Annotated in this window: 20 protein-coding genes and 1 tRNA gene; 8 read left to right on the top strand and 13 right to left on the bottom strand. The window is 69.7% G+C overall.

The features are described 5' to 3' along the window. Nucleotides 1–20: 20 nt before the first annotated feature. Nucleotides 21–248: a hypothetical protein gene (locus tag OHA89_RS25350; protein WP_266609840.1), complete on the bottom strand. Its 228-nt coding sequence runs from the start codon at nucleotides 246–248 to the stop codon at nucleotides 21–23. Between the two features lie 584 nt (nucleotides 249–832). Here OHA89_RS25350 and OHA89_RS25345 point away from each other — a divergent pair. Then, nucleotides 833–2,236: a GTP pyrophosphokinase family protein gene (locus tag OHA89_RS25345; RefSeq protein ID WP_266609838.1), complete on the top strand. Its 1,404-nt coding sequence runs from the start codon at nucleotides 833–835 to the stop codon at nucleotides 2,234–2,236. 153 nt (nucleotides 2,237–2,389) lie between these two features. Here OHA89_RS25345 and OHA89_RS25340 read toward each other — a convergent pair. Further along, nucleotides 2,390–2,464: transfer RNA gene (locus OHA89_RS25340), tRNA-Val, on the bottom strand. Between the two features lie 21 nt (nucleotides 2,465–2,485). On the opposite strand from OHA89_RS25340, the gene OHA89_RS25335 reads away from it, so the two are divergent. The 3 genes from OHA89_RS25335 to OHA89_RS25325 all read left to right on the top strand — a co-directional run bounded on the left by OHA89_RS25335 (nucleotide 2,486) and on the right by OHA89_RS25325 (nucleotide 4,914). Next, a complete protein-coding gene (locus OHA89_RS25335; protein WP_266609836.1) occupies nucleotides 2,486–3,814 on the top strand; it encodes a hypothetical protein in 1,329 nt (442 codons plus the stop codon). A 71-nt stretch (nucleotides 3,815–3,885) separates the two neighbouring features. Then, the gene (locus tag OHA89_RS25330; protein WP_257556513.1) at nucleotides 3,886–4,608 is read left to right on the top strand and encodes a DUF4383 domain-containing protein; all 723 of its coding nucleotides are present in this window, start codon (nucleotides 3,886–3,888) and stop codon (nucleotides 4,606–4,608) included. Nucleotides 4,609–4,698: 90 nt separating this feature from the next. Continuing rightward, nucleotides 4,699–4,914, top strand: a complete 216-nt coding sequence (locus tag OHA89_RS25325) for a zinc ribbon domain-containing protein (protein ID WP_215013785.1) — start codon at nucleotides 4,699–4,701, stop codon at nucleotides 4,912–4,914. Between the two features lie 37 nt (nucleotides 4,915–4,951). Here the strand turns inward: OHA89_RS25325 and OHA89_RS25320 are convergent, their stop codons facing one another. From OHA89_RS25320 to OHA89_RS25305, 4 genes are read right to left on the bottom strand one after another with little or no spacing between them, the layout of a single operon-like run. After that, nucleotides 4,952–5,611 (bottom strand): O-methyltransferase, encoded by a 660-nt coding sequence (locus OHA89_RS25320; protein ID WP_266609832.1) that lies wholly within the window; start codon nucleotides 5,609–5,611, stop codon nucleotides 4,952–4,954. Beyond that, a complete protein-coding gene (locus tag OHA89_RS25315) occupies nucleotides 5,608–6,429 on the bottom strand; it encodes an HAD family hydrolase (protein ID WP_215140938.1) in 822 nt (273 codons plus the stop codon). Before OHA89_RS25315 ends, OHA89_RS25320 begins: the two co-directional genes overlap by 4 nt. After that, nucleotides 6,426–8,891 carry a phosphoribosyltransferase gene (locus tag OHA89_RS25310; protein WP_406368586.1) on the bottom strand — a complete coding sequence of 822 codons (2,466 nt, stop codon included), beginning with the start codon at nucleotides 8,889–8,891 and terminating at the stop codon, nucleotides 6,426–6,428. Before OHA89_RS25310 ends, OHA89_RS25315 begins: the two co-directional genes overlap by 4 nt. A 41-nt stretch (nucleotides 8,892–8,932) precedes the next feature. Beyond that, nucleotides 8,933–10,099 carry an HpcH/HpaI aldolase/citrate lyase family protein gene (locus OHA89_RS25305; protein ID WP_257556509.1) on the bottom strand — a complete coding sequence of 389 codons (1,167 nt, stop codon included), beginning with the start codon at nucleotides 10,097–10,099 and terminating at the stop codon, nucleotides 8,933–8,935. Nucleotides 10,100–10,303: 204 nt separating this feature from the next. Here OHA89_RS25305 and OHA89_RS25300 point away from each other — a divergent pair, with 204 nt between their 5' ends. Beyond that, entirely contained in the window at nucleotides 10,304–11,065 is a 762-nt protein-coding gene (locus OHA89_RS25300; RefSeq protein WP_215140936.1) for a TerD family protein, read from the top strand. A gap of 55 nt (nucleotides 11,066–11,120) precedes the next feature. Here the strand turns inward: OHA89_RS25300 and OHA89_RS25295 are convergent, their stop codons facing one another. The 6 genes from OHA89_RS25295 to OHA89_RS25270 all read right to left on the bottom strand — a co-directional run bounded on the left by OHA89_RS25295 (nucleotide 11,121) and on the right by OHA89_RS25270 (nucleotide 15,646). After that, a complete protein-coding gene (locus OHA89_RS25295; protein WP_257556508.1) occupies nucleotides 11,121–11,864 on the bottom strand; it encodes a Tellurium resistance in 744 nt (247 codons plus the stop codon). A gap of 126 nt (nucleotides 11,865–11,990) precedes the next feature. Then, nucleotides 11,991–13,106 (bottom strand): DUF475 domain-containing protein, encoded by a 1,116-nt coding sequence (locus OHA89_RS25290; protein WP_266609826.1) that lies wholly within the window; start codon nucleotides 13,104–13,106, stop codon nucleotides 11,991–11,993. Nucleotides 13,107–13,131: 25 nt separating this feature from the next. After that, on the bottom strand, nucleotides 13,132–13,707 hold the full coding sequence (locus OHA89_RS25285) for a TerD family protein (RefSeq protein WP_215140933.1): 576 nt from the start codon (nucleotides 13,705–13,707) through the stop codon (nucleotides 13,132–13,134). A 169-nt stretch (nucleotides 13,708–13,876) separates the two neighbouring features. Beyond that, the gene (locus tag OHA89_RS25280) at nucleotides 13,877–14,452 is read right to left on the bottom strand and encodes a TerD family protein (protein WP_008739115.1); all 576 of its coding nucleotides are present in this window, start codon (nucleotides 14,450–14,452) and stop codon (nucleotides 13,877–13,879) included. A 153-nt stretch (nucleotides 14,453–14,605) separates the two neighbouring features. After that, on the bottom strand, nucleotides 14,606–15,064 hold the full coding sequence (locus tag OHA89_RS25275; protein ID WP_215140932.1) for a peroxiredoxin: 459 nt from the start codon (nucleotides 15,062–15,064) through the stop codon (nucleotides 14,606–14,608). 156 nt (nucleotides 15,065–15,220) lie between these two features. Then, nucleotides 15,221–15,646 (bottom strand): DUF3052 domain-containing protein, encoded by a 426-nt coding sequence (locus OHA89_RS25270; protein WP_215140931.1) that lies wholly within the window; start codon nucleotides 15,644–15,646, stop codon nucleotides 15,221–15,223. Between the two features lie 459 nt (nucleotides 15,647–16,105). Between OHA89_RS25270 and aceE the strand changes: the two genes are divergently transcribed. Then, on the top strand, nucleotides 16,106–18,838 hold the full coding sequence (gene aceE, locus OHA89_RS25265) for a pyruvate dehydrogenase (acetyl-transferring), homodimeric type (protein WP_215140930.1): 2,733 nt from the start codon (nucleotides 16,106–16,108) through the stop codon (nucleotides 18,836–18,838). Between the two features lie 72 nt (nucleotides 18,839–18,910). Beyond that, a complete protein-coding gene (locus OHA89_RS25260; protein WP_215140929.1) occupies nucleotides 18,911–19,702 on the top strand; it encodes a potassium channel family protein in 792 nt (263 codons plus the stop codon). Here the strand turns inward: OHA89_RS25260 and OHA89_RS25255 are convergent. Then, nucleotides 19,683–20,075 (bottom strand): peptidase inhibitor family I36 protein, encoded by a 393-nt coding sequence (locus OHA89_RS25255; RefSeq protein ID WP_257556507.1) that lies wholly within the window; start codon nucleotides 20,073–20,075, stop codon nucleotides 19,683–19,685. The two genes, OHA89_RS25260 and OHA89_RS25255, sit on opposite strands and share 20 nt — an antisense overlap. Before the next feature lie 356 nt (nucleotides 20,076–20,431). On the opposite strand from OHA89_RS25255, the gene OHA89_RS25250 reads away from it, so the two are divergent. Further along, nucleotides 20,432–21,121 carry a TetR/AcrR family transcriptional regulator gene (locus OHA89_RS25250; RefSeq protein ID WP_266609816.1) on the top strand — a complete coding sequence of 230 codons (690 nt, stop codon included), beginning with the start codon at nucleotides 20,432–20,434 and terminating at the stop codon, nucleotides 21,119–21,121. Nucleotides 21,122–21,136 lie beyond the last annotated feature (15 nt).

Raw genomic sequence — 21,136 nt, 5'->3', positions numbered from 1 at the left:
GTTCCCACGGCCCGGCCGTCCTAGTAACCCCAGCGCGGCTGGCCGCCGTCCTGGCGGCAGTAGATCATGCGTCCGTTGGCGGCGTGCGTGGACCGGCCGACGTCGGCTTTGCGGCAGAACTGGCCCGCGTTGTAGCAGTTCCCGGCGTTGGAGACGATTTCGCACTCGGCGGCCGCGGGCTCGGTCGGCTCCCTCGTCGGGGCCTTGGTCGTGGGCTTCGGCGCGGGCTTGGTGGCGGCCGGAGTCACCGGGGCGACGCTGGGTGCCTTCTGGTCGGCAGCGGGAGTCGGTTCGGCCGATGGCGTCGGGGACGGCGTCGGTGTCGGTGAGGCGGTGGTCGGCGCCGCCGAGGTAAGGGGCGGCGGCGCCGACACGGCGGGCCCGCCACCCTCGGCCGGCCCACACGCGACGGCCATCCCGGCCACCACCAGCGCGACCAACGCCCGCCGAACGGCGCCCCCAGCCCGTCTGTGACCTCTCCGGCCCTCACCCATGCCACTGCTCATCGGTACCCCCACCCAAAAGCGGTTCAAAGAGGAGGCACATCATATGAACGCCACCCCAACTCCGCCGCGTTTCGCCGGAATCCGCCCATCCCCACCCCCCACAACCGCTTCGCCCGGCCTGCCCGCCGGCGACCGCCGCCGTCGCGCGGCCGCGGCCCGACCCCGTCTCCCGGGAGCCGGTAACCCTCTCGAGGTAATCGGCCCATTCAGACCATGATCACCATGTAACCTGTTGGGCAATCGGGCGACAATCCCATATTCGGGTCGTCCTGAAATCTTGCCCTGCCCGCCGCACTTTGATTCATCCTTTCACCCAGGGACGCAAATTGGCGAACGAGCCTCCTTTCTCCTACCCGGAGTTCAGCGACTGGTACGACGCGCACCGCAAGAAATATCTCGATACCGCCCGGGATGCCGCCGCGCGAGCGCTCTCGGAATATCTGGAAGACAAGCTGAGCGAGATGGAGGGGGCTCGCGTACGAATCACCGGACGTCGAGTCAAGAGCAAGGCCCGAACATGGCGGAAGCTCAACCTGCCGAAGTACATGGATTCGATCGGAAGTCTGAACGAGATTCCGGAAATCATCGACGATCTCGTCGGGCTTCGCATCACGTGCAACAACCAGTCCGATGTCATCCGGGTGACTGAATTGATCAAGGAGCTGCCGGTCTCCGATGGGGCATTTGAATCGGTATTGACCCAGGAGCTCGACTCCTGGAAAGACTACGCCGATGTCCCCAAGCCCAGTGGCTATCGAGCCGTCCACGTGAACCTGAAGACGGCGATCTCCCTGAGTGTCGAATGGCACCTCGTGACGTGCGAATTGCAGGTCAGAACTCTCCTGCAAGACGGCTGGGGAGAGCTGACCCACGAGGACACCTACAAACCAGGCAGTGAGCCGCCCGCACTGGTGCGCACTCTGAGCAGGCGAATGGCCGACCTGCTCGCCGCCGTGGATGACATTGCACAGGATTTGCGGGAGGAGCTGGACAGGCTTTCCATCGTCGCCATCGATGAACCTGCAGAGTCCACGTCTGCGGACCCGCAAGGAAAAGAACCGGAGCGGGTCCCGGCCGAGATGAGGAGCGAGGCAGGGTCGCAAGAGGCTGCCATGCGGTATTTGCGTGAACGCCTGGACGGTCTGAATCGCCCGATCGATCTCGCGAGCTTGGCATGGGAGCTCCAGCGCGAATTCGGACAGGAGGTCAGCCAGAGCTGGTTCGGGTTCCAGTCGTTCAAATCGCTTGTCCGGGCGTCATCCAAGGGAGTCACGATCACGGATCGGCCGCCGGCCTATGTCATGCCTGCGGATTTCGTGGCATCCGCTGCGGCCGGATCATTGACTCCGGCGAACATTCCGGGAGCGGCCCGCACCCTCAAGGAAATCGACAAGGGTTTTCCCCTCCTCAGCCGGGAACAGCTGCTCGCCGCCTACGAGCGACTCTCTCGCGCGTCCCAGGACATCAACTGGGCCGAGGCGGTGGCCGATCTCGCCCGGGTGAATGACATGACCCGTCGGGCGCGTCAGGTCGACTCCGACTGCCTCGCCGTTTCGCGACCCAATCTGGACTACATCACAAAGGCTCTGCTCTTCTCCAAGAATCTACGCGGCCCGCTGACGGAGGAACAGGTCAAGAACATCTACTCCTCGTTTATCACCAACCGAATCGGGAGCGTCGTGGATCTCGAACAGGAAGAGGAGCAGGCGTTGACGGCCTGGCTCACGTAGCCCGCCCGCCCGGGCCGATACGGGCACCGGCAGGAGCGAGGGAGCGTCGTGGGGCGAGGCGTACGCGACGGCGTCCCGGCCCTGCCCGACTGCTCGTTGGTGCCGGACGAACACGCAGAAGGCCCCCGCCGTGATCGGCGGGGGCCTTCGTACTGGTGGGCGTGGACGGTTTCGAACCGCCGACATCTGCTTTGTAAGAGCAGCGCTCTACCCCTGAGCTACACACCCGTGGATGAGTGGACAGCCTACATGGCGGGCACACCCCCGACGCAAACGCGTTCCCGTGGGGGAGAATGGTCCGGGGCAAGGCGGACGCGGTACGGGAGAGGGATTGTGACAACGGCATCCCGGCGTTGGTTTGGTGGGCGGGACGAGAGTCGGCGGGCGGATGCTCAGGCGGCGAAGGATGCCGCCGCCGCGGCGTTCTACGAGCTGGACTCGGCGCAGCGGGATCTGCGGATCTCGATCGAGACCATTGCCGCCGCGGACGGGTCTCCCGCCGGGCGGCAGGCGAGCGAGGGGTTCGCCGCGCTGGGGCAGCGGATCGATCAGGTCAGCCACGTGTACATCGAGGCCGTGGACGCGCACGACCTGGACCGGGTCGATCTGGAGGCGTCCGCCGCCTCCCGGGCCCGGGAGGAGCTGACCCGGGCGCGCGACGAGCTGATGCGGGTCAAGGGGGAGCTGGACCGGTTCGCGCAGGGGTTGCAGCCGCTGCTGGACAAGGCCGAGACGCAGCTCGCCCGGGTCGCGCCGGCCAGGGAGCGGGCGAAGGCCGCGCTGCTCGCGGCGAGCGATGCGCTGGATGCCGTACGGGCCAAGGGGATGCGGGCCGATGACCTGGCCGCGCGGCTGGCGGCCCTGGGCCCGGAGCTGACCAAGCTGAACGAGGGCGCGGGCCGGCACGGGGTGCAGGACACCGTGCAGCGCGCCGACCGGATCCTGCGGGACGCGGAGGGCGTACGGGCGGAGGCGGCGCGGCTGCCGGAGCGGGCTGCGGAGATCGACCGGCGGCTGGTGAGCCTGCGGACGCGTGCCCAGGCCTTGCGCAATCGGGCGGACCGGGTGGATCCGGTCCTCAGCGAGCTGCGTCGGCGGTTCAGTGCGGCGTGCTGGCAGGACCTCCAGCACGTTCCGGACCAGGCGATACGGGACGTCGCGCAGGCGGAGGACCGGCTGGGGGAGGCGTCCCGTGCCCGGGACGAGCAGCGCTGGACCGACGTAGGGGAACTGATCGACGCGGTGCGGGCTTCGCTGGAGGCCACCGACGAGGCGGTGTCGGCGGCGCAGGACCGGCTGACGCGGCTGGAGGCGGTGGCGCGCGATCCGCAGGCCGAGGTGGACCGGACCCGGTTCGCGATCCGGGACGCGCAGCGGCTGGCGATGGCGGGCCGCAGCGTGCCCGATCCGCGGCACGCGGGGCCGCTGGACGAGTCGGTGGCCCGGGTGGGCCGGGCGCTGGCCGAGCTGGAGGGGCGGCATCCGGACTACTGGCATTTCCTGCAGGAGATGGAGGAGGTCCGGGTGGCGGTAGGCCGGGTGGTGGCGGATATCCGGGGCCGGCGCGCCGTCGGGTGAGCCGGGAGTTGTCCGCGGGTGGGCATGGGCGGATGCTGGAGGTGCCCGGAACGGAGCAGAGGAGGGGCGGTATGGCTGCCCACGTATTCCACAAGCCTCGTGCACCGCGCGTACGCCAGGCACCCCCGGTGCCGCATGAGCCCTACGAGCCTCATGCGCTCTACGGGTGCACCGAGCCCCATGAGAACTACGCGCCGTACGTGCCCCATGAGCCTTATGCGTCCCACGAACCACCACCGGTCTCGCACCGGGTGCTGCAACGCGTCCTGCATCCCGTCAATACCCGGCTCGACGAGCATCTGCCCTCCGATCACAAGCTCAACAAGGTCTACCGGGTCGGCGCCGGCCTGACCGGGCTGCTGCTGATCGCCTTCGGCATCCTGGGGCTCATCGACCGGATCGGGTTCTTCGACACCGGCGGCGACACGGTGCTCGCCCTGAACACCAACGGCGCGCTGAGCGTCCTGTCGATCTGTATCGGGGCGCTGCTGTTCATCGGCATGGTGATCGGCGGGACCTTCGCCTCCACCCTGAACATCGTGCTGGGCCTGCTGTTCATCGCGAGCGGGTTCGTGAACCTCGCGCTGCTGGACACGGAGCTGAACTTCCTGGCCTTCAAGATCCAGAACGTACTGTTCAGCTTCGTCGTCGGCGTGATGCTGATGTGGTTCGGGATGTACGGGCGGGTGGGCAGCGCGCTGCCGCACGACAATCCGTACTGGCGGGCCCGCCACCCCGAGCAGGCGGCCCGGGAGGACCGGGCGTACGCGGAGCCCGGGCGGGGCCGCCCGTAGCTATGCGGGTCGCCCGTAGCAACACGGGTCACCCGCAGCAGACCGGGTCGCCCGTAGAAGTCCCGGCTCCGGCCGCATAGCCTTGGCCGCATGCCTCGATACGAGTACCGCTGCCGGACCTGCGACGACACCTTCGAGCTGAGCCGGCCGATGGCCGAGTCGTCCGCGCCCGCCGACTGCCCCGCAGGGCACGCCGACACCGTCAAGCTGCTGTCCGCCGTCGCCGTCGGCGGCACCAGCAGTGCCCCCGCGCCCGCTCGTGCCATGGGCGGCGGGGGCTGCTGCGGTGGAGGCGGTTGCGGCTAGGCGACGGCAGCAGTGGCGGCCGCCGCAGCAGCCAGGCCTACCGCTTCCGGGAGAGCGTGAGGCCGTCCGAGATCGCCAGCAGGACGGATTCCATGCGGGGATCCGCCGAAACGTGGTCGTTGAACGCGCGGACACCGGCCGCCGAGCCGGTGGCCGACTCGTCGAGGACCGTGCCGTGGAAGAGCGTGTTGTCCGTGACGATCAGGCCGCCCGTACGCAGCCTCGGCACGAGCTCCTCCCAGTACGCGATCTGGCTCTCCTTGTCGGCGTCCACGTAGGCCAGGTCGATGTGCGGCTCCGCGGGCATGGCGCGGAGCGTGTCCAGCGCCGGGGCGATCCGCAGCTCGATGCGGTCCGCGACGCCCGCCGCCTCCCAGGCCTCCTTGCCGTACGCCGTCCACTCCTCGGAGACGTCGCAGGCGATGAGGCGGCCGTCGGCGGGCAGCGCCTGGGCCATCGACAGGGCCGAGAAGCCGGTGAAGGTGCCCACCTCCACGATGTGGCGGGCGCCCGTCAGCCGGACCAGGAAGGCCAGCAGCGGCCCCTGCTCCTCCGCCGACTGCATTCCGGCGACGTCCGGGAACGTGGCGTAGGTCGTCGCCACCAGCCTCCGCTGGACCTCGTCCAGCGGAGGGTTGTGGTCGAGCATGTACCGGTAGAGCTCGTCAGTGATCTTGGTGCTGTTGCCCTTGGTCATACGGCCAGTCTTGCAACCGCGCGGCCGAATTCGCGGACGATTTCCTCACCCGCCAGCACGCCCGCCGTGGACAGGGCCGTCACGGTCGGCGCGTGCCACTGCGCGTCGGCCAGTTCGCCGTGGCCCGGGCGCCATGCCGCGTCCGCCGCGAGCAGCAGGTCGGCGTCCAGGAGCGAGTCGCCGGCGGCCAGGGTGGCGGTGGCGCCCGTACGGCGGGCCACCTCGCGCATCGCCGCGCTCTTGGTCAGCGGGCGCGGTACGGCGTAGATCTTGCGGCCCTGGAGGGAGACCGTCCAGCCGCGCGCCTCCGCCCACTCCACCAGGGCCTTCAGCCATGCGTCGGGGACGAGCGCGCGTTCCACGACGAGGTACGTGAAGAGCTCCTCCGCCACCCGCGCCTTGCGCAGCCACGCCGGGTCCGCCGTCGCCAGCAGGTGGGCGTGCACCTCCTCCAGCGGGGCGCACTCCTCGGCGAGGCGCGCCGCGACCTGCCGCCGCCAGTCCCGGTCCGGCACCCCGTCGACCAGCAGCTGGCCGCCGTTCGCGCAGATCGCGTACTTGGCCGGGCGGCCGGGGAAGCGGATGCGCTGGTACTGCTTGCGGGTCCGCGTGGTCGTCGGGACGAAGACGGCCGACGGGTCGGCCGTCAGTTTCGCCAGCAGTCCCGCCGCCGTCTCCGTCATGTAGGACAGCGGCTTGCTCTCGTGGACCTCGACGCACAGCAGCCGGGGGGCCACCGGGTCGGGCATGGTCAGGCCGAGGGCCGCCGCCGAGTAGATGAGCGTACGGTCGAGATCACTGGCTACCAGGACAGTCACTTCGAGGCCACAGCCTTTCCGTCGGCGCCGGTGGCGCCGCGCGTGAATCGTGGGTGGATGAGTCCGACGCAGGTGTAGGGCAGTCCGTCGACCTCCTCCACCGGGACCCCGCGCTGCTCGGCGAGCAGCCGTACGTGGTCCAGATCGGCGCCCGCGCCGCGCTGGGCGAGGATCTTCCACGGCACCCGGCGCAGCAGCACCCGGGTGGTCTCGCCGACGCCGGGCTTGACCAGGTTCACGTCGTGGATGCCGTACTCCTCGCTGATCCGCTCGACGGCCGCCCAGCCCTCCCAGGTCGGGGTGCGGTCCGCGGCGAGGAGTTCCTTGACCTCCTCGTCGACGGCGTCGGCCACCTCGTCGAAGTGGGCGGCGACCGTGTCGACGAACGCCGTGGAGACGTCCGCGCCGGCGAGCTCGCGGTAGAACTTCGCGCCGTGGAAGTCGGCGGGCCCGACCAGGTCGGACCTCAGGACCGTACGCGATATGAGCCCGGACACGGTGGAGTTGAGGCAGGCGGAGGGGATCAGGAAGTCCTCGCGGGTGCCGTAGGTCTCCACGCATGAGCCGGGGTCGGCGAGGACCACGATCTCCGGGTTGAAGCCGGGGTACTCGGCGAGCGCGGCCGTCAGCTCCCGCGTGATGGCGCCCTTGCCCGTCCAGCCGTCGACGAAGACGACGTCGGCCGGGTCGTGCCGGGCGGCCAGCCAGCGCACGGCGTTGGCGTCGATGCCGCGGCCGCGCACGATGGAGACGGCGTAGTGCGGGAGGTCCAGGCCGTGCCGGGCCTGTGCCCAGCGGCGCATCAGTACGCCGACGGGGGTGCCGGCGCGGGCCAGGGAGACGAGCACCGGGGACGGGGAGCGTTCGGCGAGGACGGTCTCGGTGACGGTGCCGACGGCGCGGGCGATGCGGGCAGCGGACGCGGTCAGGGCGTTCTGGTACAGCTCCTGGTACTGCGGGGACGGCTGGTACTCGACGGGCAGGGATTCGGCGTAGTGCGCACCGCCCGCCTGGATCGCCTCCTCGCGCTCCTCGGTCGGGGCCTCCAGCTCGACGTCGGAGAAGTCCTGGAGCAGCCAGCCGACGTCCTCTGCGGCGTACGAGGAGAAGGCGGGCCCGCGCAAGGGCTCGTGCGTGATCGACTCGTGCGTGATCGGCTCGGGCATGATCGGCTTGTGCTCCTGCCGGTCGGGTACGTAGGAAGGTACGGCGGCCAGCAGGACGCGGCCGGTGTGCGGGGCGAGGCTCGCGAGCAGTCCGGCGCGCAGCTCGGGGGTGTCACCGGCCGAGTCGACGACGGCGACGACGGCGTCGAAACGGGCGCCCGCGACGTTGTAGGCGTACCGGTCGCCGGGGCCGTCGGCCGGGTCGTCGTGGGCGGGGAAGACGAGCCGGGTGCGGATGGCGTAGCCGGGGTCGTCGACGGCGAGCACGGGCGAGCGGGTGGTGGTGGAGAAGCGGACCTCGCGGGCCGCGCCCGCCTCCTCCAGGGCCTTCGCGAGGCGCAGCGGCGCGTACATCAGCTCTTCGTTGCCGAGTACGAGGACCCGGCCGGGCCCGTCGCCGAGCGCGGCCGTGAGCCGGCCGGCCAGGTCCGGCAGGGCCGCTTCGAGGGCTGCGCGGTGGGCCGCCGTGAAACCGTGGCGGCCGCCGTCGGGGAGCCCGGCGGGCCAGTTCAGGTCGACGCGCGTGACCGGCTGCCCGGTGTGCCCGGCCTGGGCCCCGGCCTGGGCCCCGGCGTGCGACTCGTACTCCTCCACCAGGGCCTGGCCCTTGGCCAGGACTCCGTCCGGGAGGGAGACCGTGCCGGAGGCCAGGGCGATGAGGTCGACGCGGGCGCCGATCTCGGCGGCGAAGGCGGTGAGCCGGTCGCGGTCGGCCGGGGAGCGCATGTCGACGAGGGCGACGACCACGTAGTGCCCGCGGGGGTGGCGGGCGTGCAGGTCGCGGATGGTGTTCAGGACCGTGTTGCCGGTGGAGAACTCGTCGTCGACGAGGACCAGCGGCCCGCTGCCCGCGAGCAGCCGGGGGTCCTCGGGCAGCAGCAGGTGCGAGGTGGCGTGCGAGTGGGCCTCTTCGAAGCCGCCGGCGGGCCGCACTCCCGGCACGGGACGGCGGGTGGAGTGCAGGTAGGGAGCGGGGCCCAGGCCGTCGGCCACGCAGTGGCCGAGCCCGGTGGCCGTCTCGGCGTAGCCGAGGACCACCGCCGCGGCGGCGCCGTCCTCGCCGAGCAGCGCCCGGACCCGCTCGCCGAGCCCGTACCCGGCGGCGTAGACGGTCGCCGGGGACTGCGGGACGTGCTTGCCCAGCACCTGCGAGACGAGCAGGTGGGCCCGCTTGGGGTTGCGCCGCAGCGCGAGTCCGAGCAGCTCCGCGAGCCGCGGCGAGCCCGGCGTACCGGCCTCCTCCAGGCTGACGCCCAGCCGGTCCGCGACCCAGGTTCCCGACCACACCGCTTCGATCTTCTTGCCTTTCCTCGTCGTCGACGCCGTCACCAGGGGGTTCACACCTGGAGCCCGGCCGTGAGCAGGTCGACGAAGCCGACCTCCTCCTTCGCCACACCGAAGACCTCGGCGCGCTGCATGGTGCGCTCGGCCCAGGCCCGGTGGGGCTTCACCTCGTTCATCTTGTTCGTGTAGGCGGAACGCATCACGCCGCCGCCGCCGCGCTCGGGGCGCAGGATGTCCTCGGCGTCGCAGTACTCCTCGTGGGAGACCACGGACAGTGCGTGGACGGGTGTGACGTGGGCGGGGTGGATGCAGGTCTTGCCGAGCAGCCCGTTGGCCCGGTCGAGTTCGATCTCGCGCAGCAGGCCGTCCAGGTCGTGTTCGATCAGGGCGGTGCGCAGTTCCTCCACGCCCTCCGCGAGGAAGGGGCTGCGGCGCAGCTGGGGCTTGAAGAGGCGCTGCTGGCTGCGGAAGTACTCCCATACGGGTCCGGTGACGGTGAAGCCGGTGCCGTCGGCGCGGCTGAGGACGTTGACCACGTCGGCGATCACCCCGGCCACGATCTGGACGTCGTAGGCGGTCATGTCGGGGGTGCGGCGCAGGCCGTAGGCGGAGCAGAAGTCGGTGACGCCGAGCCGCAGGGCCAGGACCCGCTCGCGGTGGCTGTTGACGGTGCGGGAGATGCCGGCGAGCGTTTCGGCGCGGGTTTCGAGGTGGAGCAGGTCCGGGGTCTCCAGGACGGGCATGGCGTACAGGCGGGAGTGGCCGCCGACGGCCTCCGCCTGGGCCACGGCCTCGAGGAAGGCGGTACCACTGCTCTCGTTGAATTTGGGAAGTACGAATCCGGCCAGTCGGCGCGCGGAGCCGCCCAGGCGGCGCACCAGGTCGGGTATCTGCTCGGGGGTGCGGACGCGGATGAACAGCAGCGGGAGCTCGTCGCTGTCCGCGTCGAGCTCGCCGAACTGCCGGACGAGGTTCTCCTCGGCGTCGATGACGTCGCCGTCGCTGATGGAATCCTCCAGGCAGAGGACCATGGAGACGACTCCGCGGCCGGCCTGCTTGCGGATGTCCCGGGCGAGCTGGGGGCGGGTGGCGGGGCTGTAGAGCGTGGCCCCGAGGGCCGCGGCGAGGGTGCGGGCGGGCGAGGCTCCGGTGAATTCCGCCGGTTCCTGGTGGAAGAGGTCCTTACGGACGGTGGGCGATACGTGCCCAAAGTGACGCATGTGCTTCCCCCGTACTGCCTCGGCGGCCCAACTGGCATGGCCGGTAATAGCCGGTAATAGTACGTACGAACATGAGTCAAGAGTTCCTCAAGCACATGAAGTTCAGGTAACCCTCTTGCACCATGCCCAGCTCTCGCGTTCGAGACAAGGCCCTACGGGGGGCCGCATTGTCCCGGTCCACCCGGGGAGGGCAGGATGACGGGCATGACGCACGCGATGCAGAAGGGCTCGAACATCCCGGTGGCCGCCACGGCGGTCCGGGCGGTGCTGCGCTGGACAACCGGCCCCGAGGTGCCCGACGTGGACGCCTCCGCACTGCTCGTGGGCCCCGACGGCCGGGTGCGTTCGGACGAGGACTTCGTCTTCTACAACCAGCCCCGGCACCCCTCGGGGGCCGTCTGGCGGCTGGGCAAGAAGCAGCTCGGCGAGGCGGTGACCGACGCCGTCCAGGCGGACCTGCGGACGGTCACCCCGGCCGTGGACCGGATCCTGGTGGTCGCCTCCGCCGAGGACGTCCCCTTCCAGCGGGTCCGCGACCTGCGGATCCTCCTCTACGACGCCACCGCGACCGGTGGCTCCGAACCGCTGGCCTACTTCGACGTGCGGCCCGAGACCGGCGCCGAGACGGCTCTGATCTGCGGGGAGCTGTACCGCCGGGGCGAGGGGTGGAAATTCCGCGCGCTCGGCGAGGGCTACTCCGACGGGCTGGTGGGGCTGGCCACCGATCACGGGATCTCGGTCGACGAGAACGCCCCCGAGCCCGCCGCGAGCCCGGCGGCCGGGAGCCCGGCGGCCGGGCCCACCGCCGAGCAGACGGCCGCGATGGCCCCGCCCACCCAGGCCCTGCCGCCCGTCCAGCCCGCCTACGGGTATCCGCAGCCGGTGTCCCCGGCCCCGGTGCCGGGTCCGGGCGCCGACCCGTCCTTCCGGCTGCCGGTGCAGGGCCCGCAGTTCATCCGCCGCTGACGCCGCACACGCCGCTGACGCCGCAGACGCATCCGGCCCCCGCTCGGGGCTCCGGTCAGGCCTTGGTGCTCTTGTAGCCCCGCCCCCACTGGAGCCCCCAGCCGTACAGCCGGTCCAGCTCGGCCTGGAACCCGTACACGAACTTCACCTCGCGCCGTACGACGAACTCGCCCTTGACGTGCTCGAGGGAGACCACCGCGCAGGAGCGGGCCTGCGGGTGCCGCTCCTCCAGGGGGATCTCGACCCGCGGCCCGGTGACCGGGAACAGCGTGACCATGGCGTGGGTGCGGTCGAAGGCCGGGGTCTGGTCGTAGATGTAGACGAAGACCAGCATCCGCTTGATCTCATCGGCGTGGTCGAGGTTGACGTAGAGGGTCTCCCCCGACGCCGACCCGAACCGGTCGTCCCCGCTGAGCTTCACGTACGGCGGGTCGTTGATGTCGCCCAGCAGGTTGCCCAGCGGCTGGACGACGCCCCGGGTGCCGTCGGTCAGCTCGTACAGACAGCCCATGTCGAGGTCGACGTTGACCATGCCCTGGGTGTGCGCCTGCACCATGTCGGGCTTGAACAGCTTGAACGGATGCCGCAGGAGCCGGCCGCTCTGCCCGTAGCTGCTGCCGCCGATGTCCGAGGTGCGCATGCGCCAGGACAGGTTGACGCGCAGATTGCCGTGGACCGCCCCCTGTTTGGTGAGCGACACCGTCGGGTGCCGCTTGGTCAGCTCGATCGCGTTGGACGAGGCGCTGCCCGACTGGAACTGCACGGCGCGGCTGCCCATGATGCCGTCGAAGAAGCCCATTCCCCTACCCCCCTGTTCCCCTGGTCCCCTGTGTGTCCGTGGACGCCTACGGAAGCGGGGCGGCCCGCCGGGTCCGTGGACCCCGCAGGCCGCCCCGCCATGGAGCGTTCCGCATTACCGCCGCCGTCATGCCTCGGCGGCGGAACCCTCCAGTTCCAGGCGCTTGTTGCGGCGCACCGAGGACCAGAAGGACCATCCGATCAGGAGCACGCCGACGAGGCCGGTGATGATCTCGTTGATCTCGTACTGGATGGTGACGAGCAGGATCACGGCGAGCGCGCCGATGGCGTAGTGCGCGCCGTGCTCCAGGTAGACGTAGTCGTCGAGGGTGCCCTGGCGGACGAGGTAGACCGTCAGCGACCGGACGTACATGGCACCGATGCCGAGGCCGAGGGCCATGAGCACGATGTCGTTGGTGATGGCGAAGGCGCCGATGACCCCGTCGAAGGAGAACGAGGCGTCGAGGACTTCGAGGTAGAGGAACATGAAGAAGGCGGCCTTGCCGGCCATCGCGACGGCCGAAACGGGCTTGCCGCTCTTCTTGGCCTCTTCCTCGGCCTCGTGCTCGGCTTCTTCCTCTTCCTCCAGCTTGTTCTCGAAGTAGCCGGAGAGGCCGCCGACGACCATGTAGGTGATCAGGCCGAGGATGCCGGAGATCAGGACGGTCTGGCCCTTGTCCACGTGGACGCCGCCGTGCTGGTGGGCGTTGGCGGCGAAGGTCATCGAGGTGACGACCAGGACGATCAGGGCGATGCAGGCGGACAGCATGTCGACCTTGCCGAGCTTGGCGAGCGGACGCTCCAGCCAGGCGAGCCACTTGATGTCACGGTCCTCGAAGATGAAGTCGAGGAAGATCATCAGCAGGAACATGCCGCCGAAGGCAGCGATGGACGGGTGGGCGTCCGTGACCAGCTGCTCGTACATCTCCTTGTCGTTGACGGCCAGTTCCACGGCCTCGAGGGGCCCGATCTTGGCACTGATCGCGACGATCACAACGGGGAAGACCAGTCGCATACCGAAGACCGCGATGAGTACGCCGACGGTGAGGAAGATCTTCTGCCAGAAGGCATTCATCTTCTTCAGGATTCCGGCGTTGACCACCGCGTTGTCGAAAGACAGCGAGATCTCGAGGACCGACAGGATCGCCACGATACCGAAGGCCTGCCACCCCCCGTAGAACACCGCTGCGACCAGACCGAGCGCAGTGATTGCGAACGACCAGCCGAAGGTTTTGAGAACCACTGGCACCCCATCGTCTTGTACGGCTTTACGAAACGTTGACCCCGAAGTCTAGAGCGATGCCCCTCAGGCCCGACGCGTACCCCTGCCCCACCGCACGGAACTTCCATTCACCCCCGTACCGGTAGACCTCGCCGAAGATCATCGCGGTCTCGCTGGAGGCGTCCTCGGAAAGGTCGTAGCGGGCCAGTTCCTGGCCGTCCGCCTGGTTCACCACGCGAATGAAGGCGTTACTGACCTGGCCGAAGCTCTGCCGGCGGCTGTCCGCCTCGTGGATCGAGACCGGAAAGACGATCTTGTCGACGCGGTCCGGCACCTTGGTGAGGTCGATGATGATCGACTCGTCGTCGCCGTCGCCCTCGCCGGTGAGGTTGTCCCCCGTGTGTTCGACGGAGCCGTCGGGGCTCTTCAGGTTGTTGTAGAAGACGAAGTACTCGTCCCCGAGCACCCGGCCGCTGTTGCACAGCAGCGCGCTGGCGTCGAGGTCGAAGTCCGCGCCCGTGGTCGAGCGCGCGTCCCAGCCGAGCCCGATGAGAACCCGGGTCAGGTTCGGTGCGGCCTTGGACAGGGAGACATTGCCCCCCTTGGCGAGTGTGACGCCCATGTTGTGGTCCTCCCCGGACGACGGTGTGCCTGTGTGACGGTGTGCTGACTGACGGTGTGCCGTGCGACGCGGCCCCGTACCGGCCGTGGAACCGGTCCGTACGGGCCGCAAAGCCGGTCCGGCGCCGTACACACAGTGCACGGCGCCGGACGGGTGAACTGCTCTGGGCTCAGACGTTGACGCCGAAGTCCTGCGCGATGCCGCGCAGGCCCGAGGCGTAGCCCTGGCCGATGGCGCGGAACTTCCACTCCGCGCCGTTGCGGTACAGCTCGCCGAAGACCATGGCGGTCTCGGTCGAGGCGTCCTCGGAGAGGTCGTAACGGGCGAGCTCGGTGTTGTCCGCCTGGTTCACGACGCGGATGTACGCGTTGCGGACCTGGCCGAAGCTCTGCTGGCGGCTCTCGGCCTCGTAGATCGAGACCGGGAAGACGATCTTGGCGACATCGGCCGGTACACCGGCGAGGTTCACCTTGATCGCCTCGTCGTCGCCCTCGCCCTCACCGGTGGTGTTGTCACCGGTGTGCTCGACCGAGCCGTCGGGGCTCTTCAGGTTGTTGAAGAAGACGAAGTTCGCGTCGCTGGCGACCTTGCCCTGGTCGTTGGTCAGGATCGCGCTGGCGTCGAGGTCGAAGTCGACACCGGTGGTGGTGCGAGCATCCCAGCCCAGACCGACGATGACCGCCGTCAGGTTAGGCGCGGCCTTGGTCAGCGAGACGTTGCCGCCCTTGCTGAGGCTGACTCCCACGGGTCCTCCATTGGGTTCTGTGTGTGGGGCGGTGCCCCGTCGTGCAGGGGGCTCTCCCGGCCGTGGCCGGGGGAGCTACCGGATCAACGTTTCGATCCTAGTGACGGGTTCCCGCCTGTAAACGGTTTTCGCGCGGAACTGCGACGACGAGCCTCAGAGGCTGTCGAGTGCCTTGATGTACTCGTTCAGGTCACGCGCGTCGGGCAGTCCGTTGACGACAGTCCAGCGCACGACGCCGTCCTTGTCGATGATGAAGGTGCCGCGGACCGCGCACCCCTTCTCCTCGTCGAAGACCCCGTACGCGCGGGAGGTCTCCCCGTGCGGCCAGAAGTCCGACAGGAGCGGGTAGTCCAGGTTCTCCTGCTCCCCGAAGACCCGGAGGGTCGGCACGGAGTCGTTGGAGACGGCGAGGAGCTGGACCTCGTCGTTCTGGAACCGCGGCAGCTGGTCGCGCAGCTCGCACAGCTCGCCGGTGCAGACGCCGGTGAAGGCGAACGGGTAGAAGAGCAGCACCACGGCCTTCTCCCCCCGGAAGTCGGAGAGCCGCACGGTGGCGCCGTGGTTGTCCTTGAGCTCGAAGTCCGGGGCCTTGTCGCCGACCTCGATCGCCATCTCTCGCATCCCTTCGTCCCGCATTTCCTGGATGCCCGCAGTGGGCCGTTCGGGTGAGGCACAGCCTAGGCGGGGCGGGGCCCGGAACGCACACACCCCGCCGACCGGGGGTCGACGGGGTGCACGATGTGTCCGCTCGGCAGCGGAAGGCGCGGCTTAGCGCTTCTTGACGGCTGTCTTGGGCGTCACCAGCTTGGTGGCGGCCCACTCCTTGCCTACGGGAAGACCCTTGGCCAGCGAGAGGCCGGCGGTCTCCGCGGCTTCCTTGATGTCGCTGGCCTCGACGTAGCCGGGGCGGCCCGTCTTGGGGGTCAGCAGCAGGATCAGTGCGCCGTCCTCGATCAGCTCGGTGGCATCGACCAGTGCGTCCGCCAGATCGCCGTCGTCCTCGCGGAACCACAGCAAAACGGCGTCCGCGACGTCGTCGTAGTCCTCGTCGACGAGATCGCCGACGAGCTCATCAACGACATCACGGAAATCCTGATCGACGTCGTCGTCGTAGCCGATCTCCTGGACCACCTGTTCGGACTGGAAACCCAGCCGGGCGGCCAGGTTCTCCGCGTGGTCCGCGGTCGCGCTCACGGGGTGCCTCCTGCTCATGTTCGGTGAATGTCTTCTGGCGGCGCGCGTACGCGCAGCATTGGACGTAGTCCACACGGGCGCGGCGGATCGCGCAAGTACCCGGCCGCCGAGACCGTCGAAACGGTGACGATTGCGGCCGTCTCGCCGCAACTTTCAGCCTCCCCGTGTGGGGCTCTGGTGACTCATCCCACACCATTGCGGTCCATTCGGCATCATCGGCAACGCTTGATGACTTTCCTACCCGCTTGAGGGACGAACGTCCTTACGACTTTGTTGGCGGCGTGTGACCGACTTGGGCGTAAGGTTGCGATTTGACCGGCCCGCCTTCGGATCGCCCACCCCAGACTTCCTGCCGACTCCAGGGATTACCCAGCGGTAGAGATGACGATCTCGGCCGAGCGTAAGACGATGGGAGGCGGCGAACCCAAGGCACGACTCCCCCGACAGCGAAGGAACAGCGTGGTTTCCGCATCCGATCGCAATCCGATCATCATTGGCGGCCTGCCCAGTCAGGTCCCGGACTTCGATCCGGAGGAGACGCAGGAGTGGCTCGACTCCCTGGACGCAGCGGTCGACGAGCGGGGCCGTGAGCGCGCCCGCTATCTGATGCTGCGGCTGATCGAGCGGGCCCGCGAGAAGCGCGTGGCCGTGCCCGAGATGCGCAGCACGGACTACGTCAACACCATCGCCACCAAGGACGAGCCGTTCTTCCCCGGAAACGAGGAGATCGAGCGCAAGGTCCTCAACGCCACCCGGTGGAACGCGGCCGTCATGGTCTCGCGCGCCCAGCGCCCGGGCATCGGGGTCGGCGGCCACATCGCGACCTTCGCCTCCTCCGCCTCCCTCTACGACGTGGGCTTCAACCACTTCTTCCGGGGCAAGGACGAGGGCGACGGCGGCGACCAGATCTTCTTCCAGGGCCACGCGTCCCCCGGTATCTACGCGCGCGCCTATCTCCTGGACCGGCTCTCCGAGCAGCAGCTCGACGCGTTCCGTCAGGAGAAGTCGAAGGCCCCGTACGGCCTTTCGAGCTACCCGCACCCGCGGCTGATGCCGGACTTCTGGGAGTTCCCGACCGTCTCGATGGGCCTGGGCCCGCTCGGTGCGATCTACCAGGCCCGGATGAACCGGTACATGGAGGCGCGCGGGATCGCGGACACCTCCAAGTCCCACGTTTGGGCGTATCTCGGCGACGGCGAGATGGACGAGCCGGAGTCGCTCGGCCAGCTGTCGATCGCCGCCCGCGAGGGTCTGGACAACCTGACCTTCGTGGTCAACTGCAACCTCCAGCGCCTCGACGGCCCGGTGCGCGGCAACGGCAAGATCATCCAGGAGCTGGAGTCGCAGTTCCGCGGCGCCGGCTGGAACGTCATCAAGCTGATCTGGGACCGCTCCTGGGACCCGCTGCTGGCCCAGGACCGCGACGGCATCCTGGTCAACAAGATGAACTCCACCCCGGACGGGCAGTTCCAGACGTACGCCACCGAGTCGGGCGCGTACATCCGTGATCACTTCTTCGGCGGCGACCAGCGGCTGCGCGCGATGGTCGAGAACATGACCGACTATCAGATCCAGCACCTGGGCCGCGGCGGGCACGACCACAAGAAGGTCTACGCGGCCTACGCGGCGGCCAAGGCCCACAAGGGCCAGCCGACGGTGATCCTGGCCCAGACGGTCAAGGGCTGGACGCTGGGCCCGAACTTCGAGGGCCGCAACGCGACGCACCAGATGAAGAAGCTGACGGTCGACGACCTCAAGCGCTTCCGCGACCGCCTGCACATCCCGATCACGGACGCGCAGCTGGAGAGCGGCGCCCCGCCGTACTACCACCCGGGCCCGAAGTCGCCCGAGATCCAGTACATGCACGACCAGCGCAGCGCGCTCGGCGGCTACGTGCCGACCCGTGTGGTGCGCGCCAAGCCGCTGCAGCTGCCGGGCGACGCGACGTACGCGGCGGCCAAGAAGGGCTCGGGCCAGCAGTCGATCGCCACCACGATGGCCTTCGTCCGCATCCTGAAGGACCTGATGCGGGACAAGGAGATCGGCCGGCGCTTCGTGCTGATCGCGCCCGACGAGTACCGCACCTTCGGCATGGACGCGTTCTTCCCGAGCGCCAAGATCTACAACCCGCTGGGGCAGCAGTACGAGGCGGTCGACCGCGACCTGCTGCTCGCGTACAAGGAGTCGCCGACCGGCCAGATGCTGCACGACGGCATCTCGGAGGCGGGCTGCACGGCCTCGCTGATCGCCGCGGGTTCGGCGTACGCCACGCACGGCGAGCCGCTGATCCCGGTCTACGTCTTCTACTCGATGTTCGGTTTCCAGCGCACCGGTGACCAGTTCTGGCAGATGGCCGACCAGCTGGCACGCGGTTTCGTGCTGGGCGCGACCGCGGGCCGGACCACCCTGACGGGTGAGGGGCTCCAGCACGCCGACGGTCACTCCCAGCTGCTGGCGTCGACGAACCCGGGCTGCGTCGCGTACGACCCGGCCTACGGCTACGAGATCGCGCACATCGTCAAGGACGGTCTGCGGCGCATGTACGGGCCGCAGGCGGAGGACGTCTTCTACTACCTGACCGTCTACAACGAGCCGATCCAGCACCCGGCCGAGCCGGCGGACGTGGACGTGGACGGGATCCTCAAGGGCATCCACCGGGTGTCGGCGGGCACGTCCGGCACCATCGGGGCGCAGATCATGGCCTCGGGCGTGGCGGTGCCGTGGGCGCTGGAGGCGCAGCGGATCCTCGCGGCCGACTGGAACGTCAAGGCGGACGTCTGGTCGGCGACCTCCTGGAACGAGCTGCGCCGCGAGGCCGTCGAGGTGGAGGAGCACAACCTGCTCCACCCGGAGGAGGAGCAGCGCGTCCCGTACGTGACGCGGAAGCTGTCGGGTGCGGAGGGTCCGTTCGTGGCGGTCTCCGACTGGATGCGGGCGGTGCCGGACCAGATCTCGCGCTGGGTGCCCGGCCCGTACACCTCGCTGGGCGCGGACGGCTTCGGCTTCGCGGACACCCGTGGTGCGGCCCGGCGCTTCTTCCACATCGACGCCCAGTCGGTGGTCCTGGCGACGCTCACCGAGCTCGCCAAGGCCGGCCGGATCGACCGTTCGGTGCTGAAGCAGGCCGTGGACCGGTACCAGCTGCTGGACGTCGCGGCGGCGGACCCGGGCGCGGCGGGCGGCGACGCGTAGCCGTCACCCTTCCGTGAGGGGCGCCGGGACACCTGTCCCAGCGCCCCTTACGCGTTCTTTACGATGCTGGGCATGAAGCAACCCTCCCGCCAGCTGCTCTGGGAGCGGCGGAGCCAGACCCCGCTGCTCGTCCTCGCCGTGGGCTTCGCCGTGGCGTACGCCGTGCCGATCGTCGTCCCCGACGCGAGCGCGCAGGTGCACCGGGCGTGCACGTACGCGGAGTGGGTGGTGTGGGGGGCCTTCGCCGTCGACTACGTGGTCCGGCTGGGTCTCGCGGCGGACCGCCGGCACTTCGTACGGACGCACTGGCTGGACCTGTGCGCCGTGGTGCTGCCGCTGGCGCAGCCCCTGCGGCTGCTGCGGCTGGTGTCGACGCTGCTGCTGGTGGGCCGGCGGGCCCGGATGGCTCCGCAGATCCGGCTGACGACCTATGTGGCCGGAGCGGTCGTGGGGCTGCTGATGTTCGGCTCCCTCGCGGTGCTGAGCGTGGAGCGGGACGCCCCGGACGGGAACATCAAGAACCTGGGCGACGCGGTGTGGTGGTCCTTCACCACCATGACGACGGTCGGGTACGGCGACCACTCCCCCACCACCGGCCTCGGCCGGGTCCTGGCCGTCGGTCTGATGCTGTCGGGGATCGCCCTGCTCGGTGTGGTGACCGCGAACATCGCCGCCTGGTTCATCTCCCGCTTCGAGCGGGACGACCGGGCGGAGCGCCTCCAGCTGGCGGCCATCGAGGAACTCCACGCGGAGGTACGGGCGCTGCGTGCCGAGGTCGCCCGGCTGGGTGACCCGCAGGCCGGGCAGCCGGGCGCCCCGGCGCCGCGCGAGGCCGTGGCGGGGCCTAGTTCTCCCACACCTTGAACGCCCTCACCTGGTAGGGGGACTGGGGTAGCCAGACCCCGTCCCCGGGATAGGTCTGGAACTCGCCGGTCTCCGCGCACACGGCCGACTGGTAGGTGGTCACCGGGCGCCCGGTGCGGTTGGTGAGCGACTGCGCGCTGGTTCCGGCGGGCAGCGCGGTGCAGCTGTTGATGTCCAGGGTGCTCAGTTCGTGGGTGTACCGGGTGCCCTTGAACTCCGGTTTCGCCCACAGGCACAGCTGCCCGGTGGCGCATGCCCCGAGGGTCGCCGGGCCCGCGGCGTGCGCGGAACCGGCCGCGCTCGGGATGAGGGCGGTGGCGGCCAGGACGGCGGCGGCCAGGGCGGTGACGCGAGCGGTGTTACACGTACGCATGACGGGTCAACTCCTTGTGGACGAGGGGCGCCGCGGTGGGTTCCGAAGCGCCGTCGACACCACGCTGACCTGCGAATACGGGCGGTGGGAAGGGGGCTCGGCCGGCTCCACCCTGATAGGCGACGGCCCGGCGGGAACCGTCCGGCGGGGCCGTCGTAGGTGCGGAGTTGACGCCTCCGCGGGGCAGAGGCAGCGGCGCCGCCCGCCGGTTGTCCCCGAACGAGTTGCCGACCGCGGGGCCATGACCGCGGCCCGGCAGCCGCCGAGGCCCACCAACGGCTTAACGGGACGGCCGCTGTCATGTGGGTCACAGATAGCCTGACCGCCCACTCGGCGTCAGAAAGGAGCCCCCCGTGATGACCGACGAGCGGCCGGCACCGGCCGCACCGGTGGTGGCGGGACTGCGCGAGCGCAAGAAGCGGCGCACCCGGGACGCGCTGCTGCGCGCCGCCCTGCTGCTCTTCGTCTCCCAGGGGTACGAGCGCACCACCGTCGACGAGATCACCGACACCGTGCACGTGTCGCAGCGGACCTTCTTCCGCTACTTCGCGAACAAGGAGGAGGTGGCGTTCGCCGTCCAGGACCTGGTCGAGTCGCACTTCTTCGCCGAACTGCAGGCCCGGCCGGCCACCGAGGGCCCGCTCGAGGCGATGCGCGGCGCGGTGCTCGCCACCTGGGACCACCTCGAGCAGGCCCTCTCCGATGTGGTCCCCGTCGACCTCTACATGCGCAGCTACCGGCTGATCGAGTCCACCCCGGCCCTGCTCGCCGTGCACCTGCGCCGCTGCACCGGCCTGGAGGAGCGGATCTCCCGGCTGATCGCCGCCCGCGAGGGCCTGGACGTGGACGGCGACCCGCGCCCGCGCGTGGCCGTCGCCGCGTTCTCGGGTGTGATGCGGGTCACCGGGCGGCTCTGGGGGCAGGGCGAGGACACCAGCGTGGCCACGATCCGGCGGATGACCGAGGCCTGTCTGGACCAGATCGGCCCTGCCCTGGCCGGGAACTGGCGCCGTACGTCCGCCGGAGCCGGGGTTGCGAACGGCTGACTGCTGATCAACGAC

It is taken from the genome of Streptomyces sp. NBC_01546, from assembly GCF_045208355.1.
Classification (GTDB): Bacteria; Actinomycetota; Actinomycetes; order Streptomycetales; family Streptomycetaceae; genus Streptomyces.
Note: the sequence above shows the minus strand (reverse complement) of the source record. Positions and strands in the feature narration are given on the sequence as shown.